This is a genomic window from Actinocatenispora thailandica, assembly GCF_016865425.1.
Lineage (GTDB): Bacteria > Actinomycetota > Actinomycetes > Mycobacteriales > Micromonosporaceae > Actinocatenispora > Actinocatenispora thailandica.
In genome coordinates this window covers 5,673,872-5,687,380 of record NZ_AP023355.1, presented here as the reverse complement: position 1 = coordinate 5,687,380, position 13,509 = coordinate 5,673,872, and the positions used below count along the sequence as shown (strand labels likewise).

Below are 13,509 nucleotides of genomic sequence, written 5' to 3'. Positions count from 1 at the left end.
CCCGACATGGCCGCGGGTGGTGCCGCCGCCGGGATGCGGCCGGCACGGTGCCGCCGGCGGGCCAGCCGAGGACGGTGCCGCAGGCCGGCTCGCCAGATCCCGGGTCGGAGTGCCAGATCCCGGGCCGGAGGGCCAGATCCCGGGCCGGAGCGCCAGACCCCGGGTCGGAGTGCCAGGTCCCGGGCCGGAGGGCCAGATCCCGGGTCGGAGTGCCAGGCTCCGGGCCGGAGCGCCACCGGTTCGGTGGAGCCCGCCGTTCACCGGCGGTTGACCGTCGCGCCGGCCCGCCGCACCGCGCGGGTCGGTTCGGTCGCCGATGATCCGTTCGTGCGGATGGGACGGTGGGCGGGTGGTGCCGCTGGCGCGGCCGGATGCTGGTTAACGTGGTGCCCATGAGTGACGGATCCGGGGTGGACGAGGGCCGGCCGGCCGATCGGGACCGGTCGGTGAAGGGGCCGAGCTGGCAGCGCGGGCCGGTGGTGTTGCGGCGCGCGTCGCTGCCGCGCAGCATGGTCGACCAGCGCCTGCTGGACTCCCGGGAGCCGGTCGACTGGGTGCACACCGACCCGTGGCGGGTGCTGCGGATCCAGTCCGAGTTCGTCGAGGGTTTCGGTGCGCTCGCCGAGCTCGGCCCGGCGGTCAGCGTGTTCGGGTCGGCCCGCACCAAGCCCGGCACCGAGGAGTACCGGATGGCCGAGGAGCTGTCCGCCGCGCTCGCCCGCGCCGGGTACGCGGTGATCACCGGCGGCGGCCCCGGTGCCATGGAGGCGGCGAACAAGGGCGCCAGCCTCGCCGGCGGCACCGCGGTCGGCCTGGGCATCGAGTTGCCGTTCGAGCACGGCCTCAACGACTGGGTCGACCTGGGCATCAACTTCCGGTACTTCTTCGTGCGCAAGACGATGTTCGTCAAGTACGCGCGGGCGTTCTGCGTGCTGCCGGGCGGCTTCGGCACCATGGACGAGCTGTTCGAGGCGCTGACGCTGGTGCAGACCAAGCGCGTCACGTGGTTCCCGGTCATCCTGCTCGGCCGGGCGTACTGGCAGGGTCTGCTCGACTGGCTGCGCGACACGATGGTGCCGGCCGGCACGATCAACCCGTCCGACCTGGACCTGGTCCGGGTCACCGACGACGTCGACGAGGCGGTGGGCTGGGTGCTGGAGAGCGAGCAGGCGCGCGACGCCCGGCAGGTCGAACCGGACGTCACCGAGCCGCCGGTGGAGGGCTGAGATGGCCGCGATCGGGGTGTTCTGCGGCTCGTCCACGCAGATCAGCAAGGGCTACCTGGACCTGGCGGCCGACACCGGTGCCGAGCTGGCCCGGCGCGGTCATCTGGTGGTGTCCGGCGGCGGCAGCGTGGGCATGATGGGCGCGCTGGTGGCCGGCTGTCGGGCCGCCGGCGGCCGGACGTACGGCGTGATCCCCGAGGTGTTGTACGGGCGGGAGATCGCCGACGTCGGGTCCGACGAACTGGTCGTCACCACCGACATGGCGGAGCGCAAGAACCGGATGATCGCCGCCGCGGACGCCTTCCTCACCCTGCCGGGCGGGGTCGGCACCATGGACGAGCTGTTCGAGGTGTGGACCACCGGGCACCTCGGCCTGCACCGCAAGCCGATCGTGCTGGTGTCCACCGACGGCTTCTACGACGGCCTGATGTCCTACGTGGACACCCTGGTGCGGGACCGGTTCCTGTCCGCGGAGGCCCGCGACCTGCTGCGGGTCGTGCACGACGTGCCGGCGGCGGTCGACGTCCTCGAGGCCGCGCTCGCCGCCTGACGGCGGGCCGGACGGCACCGCTCCCGGATGGCACCGCTCCCGGATGGGCGCTGCCGCGGCGGTGCGCTGCCCGGTCGGGACCGCTGCGGTGTGGGCCGGGTGGCGCCGTGTCCGGGGTCAATCCGGCTCCGGCCAGGGCAGCACGGTCAGCTCCGGCCAGCGGGCCCGCCAGCGCGCGGCCTTTGTCTCGTAGACCGAGCGCGGTGCCTGCACCGGGTTCGGCCGCAGCACCAGGTTGAACACGTCGGACAGCCCGTACGGCGCGTAGACCCGCCAGCGGCCGTCCGGCTCGGCGCGCAGGCCGACGCAGCAGGTGGTGGCGGCGAAGCTGTCGATCGCCGCCTCGCTGGAACCGTAGGCCGGGCAGGGCACCCCGAACTTCTCCTCGTACCAGAGGTGGACCCGGGCCTCGTTGCGGATCTCGACCTCGACCGGCAGGTCCGCGAACACCGTCCGGCCGGCGGCGATGACCTCGTCCTCGGCCGCCCAGGACAGGTCGGTGTCGTCGAAGTAGAACACGTCGTAGTCCTTGATGCCGCCGCCCGGCGGCCGGCCGGTCACCACGTTCCACACGGTCTGGAACACGCACCCGGCGGTCAGGTACCACCCGGGCAGGCCCAGCCCGGCGGTGCGGGCCAGCACCTCGGTGAGCAGTTCGTTGGTCTGCAGGGCCGCGCGCAGCGCGGGCAGCTGCTCGTCCAGCGGCAGGCGACCGATCATGCCGCCCTGCCTACCAGCCGGCTGTGACATCGAACCGCGGTCACGCCCGCAGCTGCCGACCCACAGCCCAGCACCATCAGGCTGCGAAGAAAAGCCTCACAGTCAGGCGAGGCCGCGGCGGGCGGCGGCGGGCTGCCGGTCGCCGCGGATGGTGGCGACCATGTCCAGCGCCTGCCGGGTGGCGCGGACCTGGTGGGCGCGGAAGAAGCGGGCGCCGAGCCACGCGCTGACCACGCTGGCGGCGAGCGTGCCGGACAGCCGGCCGGCCACCGGTACGTCCAGCGACTCGCCGACGAAGTCCTTGTTGGACAGGGCGACCAGCACCGGCCAGCCGGTCTCGGCGAGCTCGTCCAGCCGGCGGGTGACCTCCAGCGAGTGCCGGGTGTTCTTGCCGAAGTCGTGCGCCGGGTCGATCAGGATCCCGTCCCGCCGTACTCCCAGCGAGACGGCCCGGTCGGCCAGCCGCGTCACCGTGTCCAGCACGTCGGCCAGCACGTCGTCGTAGGCCGGGCGGTGCGGCCGGGTACGCGGCGGCAGCCCACCGGTGTGCGAGCAGACCAGGCCGACGCCGGTCCGCGCGGCGACCTCGGCCAGCTGCGGGTCGGCGCCGGCCCAGGCGTCGTTGAGCAGGTCGGCGCCGGCGTCGACCGCCTGCCGGGCCACCTCCGCCCGCCAGGTGTCCACCGAGATCACCAGGTCGGGATGGCGCGCCCGGATGGTGGCCACGAACGGGACGATGCGCCGGATCTCCTCGTCGGCGTCGACCACCTGGCCCGGCCCGGCCTTGACGCCGCCGATGTCGACGATGTCGGCCCCTTCCTGGACCGCCCGGTCCACGGCGGCGAGCGCCGCGTCGGTACCGAACGTGGCGCCCTGGTCGAAGAACGAGTCCGGGGTCCGGTTGATGATGGCCATCACGGCCAGCTCGGTCGGCTCGAACGTGCGGCGGCCAAGCCGCACCGGACCGCTGTCCACGCGCTACCTCCTGATCGGATGGTGACCGCACCATCGGGTGTCGACCCCGGTCAAACGCCTGGTCGTCCCCGGTGGCGACGGCTCGGCGAGCCCGGCCAACCGTACCGGGGTCCTGGCGGTCTGTTCGTCGTGTCACGATTGCCGGTATGCGCGAGATTCTCCTGCTGCTCGTGGTGGCCCTGGTGGCGGCGGCCATCGTGTTCGGTGTGATCGTGGCGATCACCGGCGCGGCGCGCGGCCTGCAGCCGGCCGAGCCGGACGAGCGGGCCCGCCGGCTGCCCGGTGACCGGCCGCTCGCGGAGCGAGACCTGGGTTCCGTCCGGTTCGACGCGGTCGTCCGCGGGTACCGGATGGCGCAGGTCGATGCCGCCCTCCGCCGCGTCTCGTACGACCTGGGCTACAAGCAGGAGCTGATCGCCGCGCTGGAGGCCGAGGTCGCGGCGCTGCGAGACGGTCGCACCGCGGACGCCGACCTGCTCCGGGACCGCCGCCTCGCCGCCGCCGCGCCGGCGAACCGGCACCCGGCCGAGGGCGTACCGTCGACGGCCGCTCCGGCGGACACCGGCGCCGGGCCGGCAGCTGACGACGTGCCGGTCGACCGCGACGCGCCGGGCGTGGACGGGGTCGGGGTGTCGGCGGAGCACGACGCGGTGCTGGCGCGAGACGACGTGCCGGCAGCCGGCGGGGCTGACCGGGACTCGGTGGACGGTGCCGGTGCGTCGCCCACCGCGGGCGACGCCGATACCCCCGAGCCGGCCGCCGCGGACGCCGGTGCCGCGGCCGGCGAGCCGCCCGTCGGGGATGCCGGCGCGAGCGCGTCCGACGAGGACGAGCCAGCCGCGGACGGCGGCGCGACGACGGCGGGCGGGGACGAGCCGGCCGGCGCGGCCGCCGGGCACGAGGGCGAACCGGGCGACGGTACGGCGCCGGACGCGGACCGTGCCGGCCCCTCGAACGGGCGGCCGGGTGGCGCGGCCCGGCGGGTCGCGGACCAGCCGGCGGTGAGCTGACCGGATGAGCCGCACCCCGAGTTCACCGGACCTGCTCGTCGGCGCGGACGGCCAGGGCCGCTGCCCGTGGGCCGGCAGCGCGCCCGAGTACGTCGAGTACCACGACAGCGAGTGGGGCCGCCCGGTCCGCACCGACGACGGACTGTTCGAGCGACTCACCCTGGAGGCGTTCCAGTCCGGCCTGGCCTGGATCACCATCCTGCGCAAGCGGCCGGCGTTCCGACAGGCGTTCGCCGGGTTCCGGATCGGCACCGTCGCCGCGTTCGGTGCCGCCGACCGGGAACGGCTGCTGGCCGACGCCGGCATCGTCCGCAACCGGGCCAAGATCGACGCCGCGTTGCAGAACGCCCGGGTCGCGGCGGAGCTGCCGGGCGGCCTCGCCGCGCTGATCTGGTCGTACGCGCCGGAGCCGCGGCCACGGCCGAAGCGGCTCGCGGACGTGCCGGCGACCAGTCCCGAGTCGGTGGCGCTGGCGAAGGAGTTGAAGCGGCGCGGGTTCCGGTTCGTCGGCCCGACCACCGGGTACGCGTTGATGCAGGCAGCCGGGTTGGTCGACGACCACCTGGCCGGCTGCATCGCCCCGCGCCACCCCGCCGCCTGACCGCGCGCCGGCGTCGACCGGCGTGCCGCCGCCGGGCCGATCCGGGCGCCGTGACCGGCCGATCCGGCGTTCCGCCGATGGCACGGTGGACCCGGTGGAGTGGGTGCCCGCCAACCCCGGCATGCTGAAAGCTAAGGGTTGCCTCAGCAGCGCTGTGGCTGCGGGTGACCTCGACGGGGTGCGGAGGTGTCATGACGCAGTGGATGGTCGCGGTCGGTCCGGAGCAGTTCCGCTCGGAACGGCTCTACCAGCACGATCAGCTGGAAGTACCGCTGCCGGCGGTGCTGCCGATGGCGGCCGGTGACCCGGTCGCGCTGGTCACCAGCGGCGGCACGGCCGGCGAGCCGGTCGTGTTCGGGCTGGCCCGGGTCGTGACCCCGCCGTACCCGATCGACCGGGTGCCGGACGACCCGGACGACGACGACGCGGGGCTGCCGGCGGCGATGGTCGTCGAGTACCTGTCGCGGGCGGTCGACCGGCCGGTACCGCTCGCCGATCTGGCCCTGCCGGACGCGATGGAGTTCGAGGCGGGCGACCCGGCGGTACTGGGAGAGCCCGCGTACGGCCGGATCGTGGAGGCGCTCGGCCCCCGGCCGAGTCCGGTCGCGCCGAAGCGGGAGTGGCTGGTCAGCCTGGACCTGCCGATCGAGGCGGACTCGCCGGCCGAGGCGGTCCGGATCTTCTGGACCTACGTGCGGCAGCTCGGCCCGGCGGAGTTGCCGGCGTTCGTCTCGCCGCGCGGCGACGAGACGGCGATGCGCCCGTACGTGCTCGGCGCCGAGCACGAGATGGACCCCGAGGAGGACGAGTAGCCCGCCCGCACCGGTTGATCATGGTGTTGTCTTGCCGTGCAACCGATTCCCGGGCGGATGCCACCATGATCAACGGCGCTGGGGAAGCCGGCGGGTCGGCACGCCATGATCAGCGTGCCGGGGCCGGCGATGCGGTCAGCGGCCGTGGAAGGTGGGGCGTTGCTTGGCGACGAACGCCTCGGTGGCGGCCCGGTGGTCGGCGGTCCCGGCGCAGACGGCTTGCGCGTCCGCCTCGACCGCGAGCGCGTCGTGCAGGGTGCCCGACGCGCCGGTGGCCAGCTCCCGCTTGAGCTGCCCGTACGCGACGGTCGGGCCGGCGGCGAGCCGGGCGGCGAGCGCGGTGGCGGTGGGCAGTACCTGGTCGTCGTCGGCGACCAGGTCGGTGAGCAGGCCGAGCCGGTCGGCGGTGCCGGCGTCCACCTTGGTACCGAGCAGGGTCAGTTCGGTGGCCTTGGCGTAGCCGACCAGCCGGGGCAGGCTCCACGAGATGCCGGTGTCGCCGGCGAGGCCCACCCCGGCGAAGCTCATCGAGAACGAGGTGCCGGGGCCGCCGATGCGGAAGTCGGCGAGGAACGCCAGCGCCGCGCCGGCGCCGGCGGCCGGCCCCCGTACCGCGGCCACCACCGGCTTGGGCATCCCGCCGAGCAGCTCCGCGATCGGCGTGTAGTGCTCGTGCACGGTCCGCATCGGGTCCGCGCTCGTGTCCAGCGTCTCGATGTGTTCGCGCAGGTCCTGGCCGACGCAGAAGCCGCGGCCGGCGCCGGCGAGCAGCAGCGCCCGGCAGCCGTCGTCGGCGGCGGCGTCCCGCAGGGCATCCCGCAGCGCCTCCTTCAGCTCGGTGGACAGCGAGTTCAGCGACTCGGGGCGGTTGAAGGTGAACGTGACGACGCCGGTGTCGGCGCGGTCGACCAGCAGCACTTCGGTCATGGCAACCCTTCGGTCTCGGCGCGGTGTGGCACGCCCGATGATGTCGTCTCAGCGGTGGGTGGTGGGCAGGCAGGAGTCCACGTACCGGTCGGCGGCGGCGCGCAGCCGCCCCGCGTACCGGTCGAAGAAGACGGCCGCGGTGGTGCCGGGCCAGTCGGCGGGCAGCAGTTCGGCGGGCAGTTGCGGGTCGGAGAACAGGAACGTCCGCCAGGCGTGCACCAGCCGGAACCGTGCCGCGTACGCCTGCTCGTCGGTCGCGGTGGCCGGCAGCCCGGCGACCACCGGGGTGTACTGGGCCACGAACTCCCGGTACGCGGTGGCGAGCGCCGGCAGATCCCAGGCGCGGCGGACCAGCTCGGCGGCGCCGCTGGTGTCGCCACCGTGCCGGGCGACGAACCGCTCGGCCGGGACGCCGACCTCGTCCAGCAGCGCGGCGACCTCGGCGTCCCGGGCCCGTACGGTGCCGCGCCGGGGCGCCGCCCAGGTGCTCGGCGACAGCGCGCCGAAGCCGAGGTAGCCGAGGGTTTCGGCGAGCCGGGTCCGTTCCGCCCGGCCGACCGGTCCGGTCAGCACCAGCAGGTCGAACCGGCCGTCCCAGTCGCGGCGGGTGGTCCGGTAGATGCGGGCGGCGGCCTCGTCGAGCCGGCGCATGCCGCGGGCGGTGAGCGCGTAGCCGGGTCCGGCCGGCAGCCGGACCGGGGCCAGCCAGCCCTGCCGGACCATCCGGGAGATGGCGGTGCGCACGGCGGGCGCGGCGATGGACAGCGGCGCGAGCAGCCGGACGAGGGCCGCGACCGGTGCCTCACCGCCGCGCGGCCGAAGGTGATCTCCATAGAGATCGAACAGCGCGGAGCGGGCCTGCACGCTCGCGAGTGTGACAGTTCGATACCGAAGATGCCAACAACTGTCACATATCCCGGGGTCGGTTTGGGTCCCGGCCCGCTTATCAGGGAAAATCATCGTCGTGGAAGTGCGTCGCAGGCCGGCGGGCCGGCTCGGCCGCGACGCGCGGAAGGTATCGGCCGCGGGAAGGCCCGCGGTATCGAGTCGAGGGGAGACAACATGGCGGCCATGAAGCCGCGGACGGGCGACGGTCCGCTGGAGGTCACCAAGGAGGGCCGCGGCATCGTCATGCGGGTTCCGCTCGAAGGCGGTGGCCGGCTGGTCGTCGAGATGACCCCGGAGGAAGCCGGCGAGCTCGGCGAGGCGCTGAAGAACGTCGCGGGCTGATCCGTTTGCGGGGCGCCGTGCGGCACCCCACCGACCCACACCGGCCCGGTACCGATCCTCTCGGTACCGGGCCGGTGTCCTGACCTGGTTCCCTCGACCTGGCTTGTCCCGGCCCCGGGACGGATGGAGCTGCGTGTGGCCTCCCTGACCCTGCGACTCGGCACGGCCGCCCGGCCTGCCGTACTGGCCGTCCCGGTCGCCCCGACCGGCCCCGACGGTGCCTCCGGTACCGACGGTGCCGGCAGCGACGCCCCGGCCGCGGTGGTGTCCGGCGTGCCGCTGCCGGCCGGCACCGGCACCGTGCTCGCCACGTACCTGGCCGACGTCGAGCACACCGGCGCCGCCGGGGCCGTCGACGTGCTGCCCCGGCCCGGCGAGCGACCGCAGCAGCTGATCGCGGTCGGCGTCGGCGACGGTGCGGAAGCCGACTGGCGGGCCGCCGGCGCCGCCGTCGTCCGGGCCGCCACGACCCGACCGGCGGTCACCGTCGCGGTACCGGACGGGCTGACCGACACGCAGTTCGCCGGGCTGGCCGAGGGCATCCTGCTGGCCGGGTACCGGTTCAGCCTGGCCGCGGACGACAGCGGCGCACCGGCGCTGAGCCGGGTCACCATCGCCGCCGACGCCGACCGGTACGGCCCGGCGCTGGCCCGCGCGCAGGCGGTCGCCGAGGCCACCACGCTGGCCCGGGACTGGGTCAACACCCCCAGCAACCACAAGTCGCCGGACTGGCTCGCCGGGCGGATCGCCCGCGCCGCCGAGAAACACCAGGTGCAGGTGCGGATCCGGGACGCCGACCGGCTCGCCGCCGAGGGGTTCGGCGGGGTGCTCGCGGTCGGTGCCGGCTCGCCCCGCCCCCGCGGCTGGTCGAGCTGCGCTGGCGGCCGCGCGGCGCGCAGCGGCACGTCGTGCTCGTCGGCAAGGGCATCACGTACGACACCGGCGGCATCGACATCAAGCCGACCGGTGCGATGGAGCTGATGCGCAAGGACATGGGCGGTGCCGGCGCGGTCGCCGCGGCCGTGGTCGGGGCCGCCGCGCTGCGGCTGCCGGTCCGCGTCACGGCGCTGCTGCCGTTGGCGGAAAACACCGTCAGCGGTGCCGCGTACCGGCCGGGCGACGTGGTGCGGCACTACGGCGGGATCACCAGCGAGATCCAGAACACCGACGCGGAGGGGCGGATCGTGCTCGCCGACGCCCTCGCGTACGCGGTGCGCCGGCTCGCCCCCGACGTGCTCGTCGACCTGGCCACGCTGACCGGCGCGCAGCGGGTCGCGCTGGGCAAGAAGACCGCCGCGCTGTACGCGACCGACGACGAGCTGGCCGCCGCGCTGCTCGCGGCCGGCGACGCCGCCGGCGAGCCGATGTGGCGGATGCCGCTGCCCGCCGACTACGTCGAGAAGGTGCACGCCTCGGCGGTCGCGGACCTCACCAACGCCCCGGTACCGGGCGAGGCCGGGTCGGTGATGGCCGCACTGTTCCTGCGCGAGTTCACCGCCGACCACCCGCGCTGGGCGCACCTGGACATGTCCGCGCCGGCCTGGTCGTCCAGCGCCTCCGGTGAACTGCCGAAGGGCGCCACCGGCTGGGGAGTGCGTACCCTGCTGCGCTACCTCGCGACCCAGTAGCTGCGCTACCTCGCGACCCGGTAGCTGCGCTACTCGCCACCCGGTAACCGGCGCCGCCCCGCCCGCCGATCTCCACCCGGCTCTCCACCCACGCGCCGATCCGGCCGGACCGCCCGATCCCTACCTTCGGTGCCCGGGGAAAGGGGTAGGCGATGGGGAAAGCCGTGCTGGCCGTCGGCGTGGTCCTGGTGGTCGTCGCGTTGATGATCGCGCGCCGGGTCTACGGCGAGCCGTTGAAGGTGCGCCGGCTGCTGCTGGCGCCGCTGTTCGAACTGGCGATCGGCGGGTACCAGATCGCCACGCACGGCGGGCTGCCGGCGGGGGAGTGGCTGTCGCTGGCGCTGACCGGCGCCCTGTCGTTGGGGCTGGGAGCGGCCCGTGGCGCGACCGTCGAGCTGTTCGAGCGGCGCGGCGTGCTGTGGCAGCGGTACCGGCTGCGCACCTTCGGGGTGTGGCTGGCGGCGTTCGTCGCCCGGTTCGGGGTCCGGGCGCTGCTCGCCGTGCTCGGCGTCACGACCGCCGCGGCCAGCATCTCGTCGCTCGCGTCCGGCGGCAAGCCGCACTTCAGCGCCGCGCTGATCGGCACCCTGCTGATCACCTCGGGGCTGGGCTTCCTCGGCGAGTCGCTGGTGCTCACGCCGCGGGCGCTCGCCACCGGCGTACCGCTGCAGCCGTCCGGGCGTACCGGGTCGCCGCTGCTGGCGATACTCGACGGGGTACGAGGCGGCGACCGGCCGGCGGGTGGCGCTCGCCGGCGGAGGTGAGACGTGCAGCCCATCTGGTGGGGCCGGCCCGAGGACGGCCCGGTGACCTGGGATCTCCTGGTACGCCGGGGGATCCGGCTCGCGGTGCTGGTCTTCATGGCCGCCGCGGTGTTCTTCGTCGAGGTGCGGCACTGGTCGCCGGCGCGAGGGGTGCCGGCGCTGGTCCTGCTGGGCCTGTCGGTGGTGGGCATGCTGCTGCTGTGGCCGATGCGCCGCAGCGAGCACCGCTACGTTCCGGTGATCCTGCTGACGACCGCGGCGCTGACGGTGACACTCGGCATCCTCACACCGGAGACGATCGGTGGGTTGTTCCTGTTCCTGCCGGTCTCGGTGGTCGCGATCCGCTGGCGCATCGACGCATCGGCGGCGGTCCTGGTCGGCATCGTGGTCGCCTACGTCGGCGGCACCTGGCTGGTGTGGCAGCAGTGGCCGGACTGGTGGCTGCTCGGCGGGCTGGCCGGCTCGTACCTGGGCGGGCTGCTCGACCACGCGCATCAGGACCGGGTCCGCCAGTCGGCCGAACTGGTCGTGCAGGAGCAGCGGGCGCAGGTGGCGGAGGCGCGGTCGGCGACGCTCGCCGAGCGCAGCCGCATCGCCCGCGAGATCCACGACGTGCTGGCGCACTCGCTGGCCGCGCTGGCGGTACAGCTGGAGGCGGCGGACGCGCTGCTCGGCGCCGGGCGGGAGGGGGAGGCGCGGGAGGTGGTCCGGACCTCGCGCCGGCTCGCCCGGGAGGGGCTGGCCGAGACCAAGCAGGCGGTGCTGGCGTTGCGGGAGGGCGCCAGCGCACCGCTGCCCGAGTCGCTGTCCGCGCTGCTCGCCACCACCGCACCCCGGCCGCCCGGCCCGGTGCCGGCCGCCTCGACGCCGCCCGCGCCGGTACCGGCCGATTCGGTACCGGCGGGATCCGGGCCGGCACCGGCCGCCGGGGCTCCGGTGGCCACCGCGCCCGCACCGGCCGACGGGGAAGGCACCGGGTGGGACCCGCGGCTGCGGGTGGACGGGGCGGTACGCGAGGTGCCCGAGGAGGCGAGCTTCGCGCTGTACCGGATCGCCCAGGAGGCGCTGACGAACGCGACGAAGCACGCCGCCGGTGCGGCGGTGCGGATGGTTCTGGCGTACACCGACGACCAGGTCGCGCTGACGGTCCGGAACGGGCCGGCGCCGGACGGCGCGCCGACCTCGCTGGCCGCCGCCGGCGGCGGGTACGGCCTGACGGGCATGCGGGAACGGCTGGAACCGCTCGGTGGCAGCCTCGACGCGGGGCCGCTCGACGGCGGTTGGCAGGTGGCGGCGAGGATTCCGGTATGACCGAACCGGTGCGCATCGTGGTCGCCGATGATCAGACCGCGGTACGGGAAGGGCTCGCCACCATGCTCGACCTGCTGCCCGACGTGACGGTGGTGGCCACCGCGCCGGGTGGCGCCGAGGCGGTCGCCGCGGTCGCCGAGCACGCCCCCGACGTGGTGCTGATGGACCTGCACATGCCGGGGATGGACGGGGTGGCAGCGACTCGCCGGATCGCGGCCGGCCACCCGGCCACCCGGGTGGTGGTGCTCACCACGTTCGCCGACGACCAGAGCGTGCTGGCCGGGCTGCGCGCCGGCGCGATCGGCTACCTGACCAAGGAGGCCGGCCGGGACGAGATCGCCCGCGCGGTGCACGCCGCGGCCGCCGGCCAGGGGGTGCTGGATGCCGACGTGCAGCGCCGGCTGGTGGCGGCGACCGCGACTCCGCAGCCGCCGGTGCCGCGGGAGTTGCCGGACGGGCTGACACCCCGCGAGGGCGAGGTGCTCGCGCTGATCGCCGTTGGGCTGACCAACCGGGAGATCGCCACCGAGCTGTACGTCAGCGAGGCGACGGTCAAGACCCACATCAACAACCTGTTCACCAAGGCGCGGCTGCGGGACCGGGCCCAGGCGGTCCGGTACGCCTACCGGCACGCCGTCGTCGCCCCGGACCGCTGAGGCCGCCTCGCCCGCGCGCCGCGCCCGGGTGGTACCGGCGCCTCGGCACTCCAGGACCGAGGCGCCGCGCGATGCCCCGGGTGCTCGGGTACCGACCGGTCAGGCGCCCGGGGGCGGTGCGATCGGGCTGAGGTGCAGGCCCGCGAGGCGCCACCGGTCGTCCTGGCGGACCAGGATCTGGGTGACCCGGAACTGCCCGTCGCTGGGCCGCCCGCGGTACGCGGCGCGCTGCTGCTGGATGCCGATCGCGACGGCGGTGTCGCCGTAGCGGCGGACCGTGACGTCGTGCCAGTCCAGTTCGTCGGTGACGAACTGGCCGGACCGGTACCGGTCGAGCCACTGCTTCTTGTCGAGCAGGAAACCCAGCGGCCCGACCAGGGTGAAGTCGTCGACCGCCAGCTCGTCGAGGGTGTCGGTGTCGCCCTGCAGCTCGGCCGCGACCCAGCGCCGGCCGAGTTCGGTGATCTCGGTGATGGACATGGTCCCGCCTCTCGGTTGCTTTGATGGACCATTGGCTTCGATGACTAAACATTAGATCTCTAATGATTAGCCGTCAAGCATTTCTGTCCGAACTGGGTTACGCTCTCGCCATGGGACCGCCTGCCCGGATGCCGATCGGCCTGGCCCTGGCCCGTTCGGCCAAGACCGTGAGCCGCGCCTTCGACGACGCACTCGCCGCCGCCGGCGGCAGCCTGCCCAGCTGGCTCATCCTGATCTCGCTGAAGACCCGCACACACGCCAACCAGCGCGAACTCGCCGCGGCCATCGGCATCCAGGGCGCCACGCTGACCCACCACCTGAACGCGATGGAGTCGGCCGGCCTGCTGGTCCGTCGCCGCGACCCGGCCAACCGCCGGGTGCACCAGGTGACCATGACCGACGAGGGGGAGCAGCTGTTCCACCGGCTGCGCCGGGCCGCCACCGAGTTCGACCAGCAGCTGCGGGCCGGCCTCGACGACGCGGACCTCGAGACGCTCACCCGGGTGCTCGGCACCCTCGCCGGCAACGTCGCCACCGACGCCACCGACCCGGCCGACGCCTTTCCGAACCCGGCCGCGGCCCACTGACCGCCCCGCGCCGGCGCAGTTCCACGATCGGC

The 13,509-nt window shown here is 74.7% G+C and carries 15 protein-coding genes and 1 pseudogene; 11 read left to right on the top strand and 5 right to left on the bottom strand.

Annotation, left to right across the window (positions count from 1 at the left end; translation table 11 throughout):
• Positions 1-392 precede the first annotated feature (392 nt).
• Both Athai_RS25360 and Athai_RS25355 read left to right on the top strand, forming a co-directional pair.
• Positions 393-1,226 (top strand): LOG family protein, encoded by an 834-nt coding sequence (locus Athai_RS25360; RefSeq protein WP_203963821.1) that lies wholly within the window; start codon positions 393-395, stop codon positions 1,224-1,226.
• Position 1,227: 1 nt separating this feature from the next.
• Positions 1,228-1,776, top strand: a complete 549-nt coding sequence (locus tag Athai_RS25355) for an LOG family protein (protein ID WP_203963820.1) — start codon at positions 1,228-1,230, stop codon at positions 1,774-1,776.
• Between the two features lie 117 nt (positions 1,777-1,893).
• Here Athai_RS25355 and Athai_RS25350 read toward each other — a convergent pair whose 3' ends face one another.
• The gene (locus Athai_RS25350; RefSeq protein WP_203963819.1) at positions 1,894-2,496 is read right to left on the bottom strand and encodes a nucleotidyltransferase family protein; all 603 of its coding nucleotides are present in this window, start codon (positions 2,494-2,496) and stop codon (positions 1,894-1,896) included.
• 102 nt (positions 2,497-2,598) lie between these two features.
• On the bottom strand, positions 2,599-3,411 hold the full coding sequence (gene folP, locus Athai_RS25345) for a dihydropteroate synthase (protein ID WP_203966160.1): 813 nt from the start codon (positions 3,409-3,411) through the stop codon (positions 2,599-2,601).
• Positions 3,412-3,617: 206 nt separating this feature from the next.
• Between folP and Athai_RS35390 the strand changes: the two genes are divergently transcribed.
• The 3 genes from Athai_RS35390 to Athai_RS25330 all read left to right on the top strand — a co-directional run bounded on the left by Athai_RS35390 (position 3,618) and on the right by Athai_RS25330 (position 5,894).
• A complete protein-coding gene (locus tag Athai_RS35390) occupies positions 3,618-4,481 on the top strand; it encodes a DivIVA domain-containing protein (RefSeq protein ID WP_203963818.1) in 864 nt (287 codons plus the stop codon).
• A 4-nt stretch (positions 4,482-4,485) separates the two neighbouring features.
• A complete protein-coding gene (locus tag Athai_RS25335) occupies positions 4,486-5,082 on the top strand; it encodes a DNA-3-methyladenine glycosylase I (RefSeq protein WP_203963817.1) in 597 nt (198 codons plus the stop codon).
• A gap of 191 nt (positions 5,083-5,273) precedes the next feature.
• Positions 5,274-5,894, top strand: a complete 621-nt coding sequence (locus Athai_RS25330; protein ID WP_203963816.1) for a hypothetical protein — start codon at positions 5,274-5,276, stop codon at positions 5,892-5,894.
• A 135-nt stretch (positions 5,895-6,029) separates the two neighbouring features.
• Here the strand turns inward: Athai_RS25330 and Athai_RS25325 are convergent, their stop codons facing one another.
• Positions 6,030-6,821, bottom strand: coding sequence for an enoyl-CoA hydratase-related protein (locus tag Athai_RS25325; RefSeq protein ID WP_203963815.1), 792 nt, complete (start codon positions 6,819-6,821; stop codon positions 6,030-6,032).
• Positions 6,822-6,869: 48 nt separating this feature from the next.
• On the bottom strand, positions 6,870-7,685 hold the full coding sequence (locus tag Athai_RS25320; RefSeq protein ID WP_203963814.1) for a PaaX family transcriptional regulator: 816 nt from the start codon (positions 7,683-7,685) through the stop codon (positions 6,870-6,872).
• A 198-nt stretch (positions 7,686-7,883) separates the two neighbouring features.
• Between Athai_RS25320 and Athai_RS25315 the strand changes: the two genes are divergently transcribed.
• The 5 genes and pseudogenes from Athai_RS25315 (at position 7,884) to Athai_RS25295 (ending at position 12,410) form a co-directional block, all read left to right on the top strand.
• Positions 7,884-8,051: a DUF3117 domain-containing protein gene (locus tag Athai_RS25315; RefSeq protein WP_084132636.1), complete on the top strand. Its 168-nt coding sequence runs from the start codon at positions 7,884-7,886 to the stop codon at positions 8,049-8,051.
• A gap of 123 nt (positions 8,052-8,174) precedes the next feature.
• Positions 8,175-9,679, top strand: a pseudogene (locus Athai_RS25310) (leucyl aminopeptidase).
• A 152-nt stretch (positions 9,680-9,831) separates the two neighbouring features.
• Complete coding sequence (locus Athai_RS25305) at positions 9,832-10,443, top strand: hypothetical protein (RefSeq protein ID WP_203963813.1); 612 nt, start codon at positions 9,832-9,834, stop codon at positions 10,441-10,443.
• A 42-nt stretch (positions 10,444-10,485) separates the two neighbouring features.
• Positions 10,486-11,754, top strand: coding sequence for a sensor histidine kinase (locus Athai_RS25300; RefSeq protein ID WP_203963812.1), 1,269 nt, complete (start codon positions 10,486-10,488; stop codon positions 11,752-11,754).
• Positions 11,751-12,410 (top strand): response regulator, encoded by a 660-nt coding sequence (locus Athai_RS25295; RefSeq protein ID WP_203963811.1) that lies wholly within the window; start codon positions 11,751-11,753, stop codon positions 12,408-12,410. Before Athai_RS25300 ends, Athai_RS25295 begins: the two co-directional genes overlap by 4 nt.
• Before the next feature lie 99 nt (positions 12,411-12,509).
• Here Athai_RS25295 and Athai_RS25290 read toward each other — a convergent pair whose 3' ends face one another.
• Positions 12,510-12,890, bottom strand: a complete 381-nt coding sequence (locus Athai_RS25290) for a nuclear transport factor 2 family protein (protein ID WP_203963810.1) — start codon at positions 12,888-12,890, stop codon at positions 12,510-12,512.
• A 110-nt stretch (positions 12,891-13,000) separates the two neighbouring features.
• Here Athai_RS25290 and Athai_RS25285 point away from each other — a divergent pair, with 110 nt between their 5' ends.
• Entirely contained in the window at positions 13,001-13,477 is a 477-nt protein-coding gene (locus tag Athai_RS25285) for a MarR family winged helix-turn-helix transcriptional regulator (RefSeq protein ID WP_203963809.1), read from the top strand.
• The last annotated feature ends 32 nt before the right edge of the window (positions 13,478-13,509 follow it).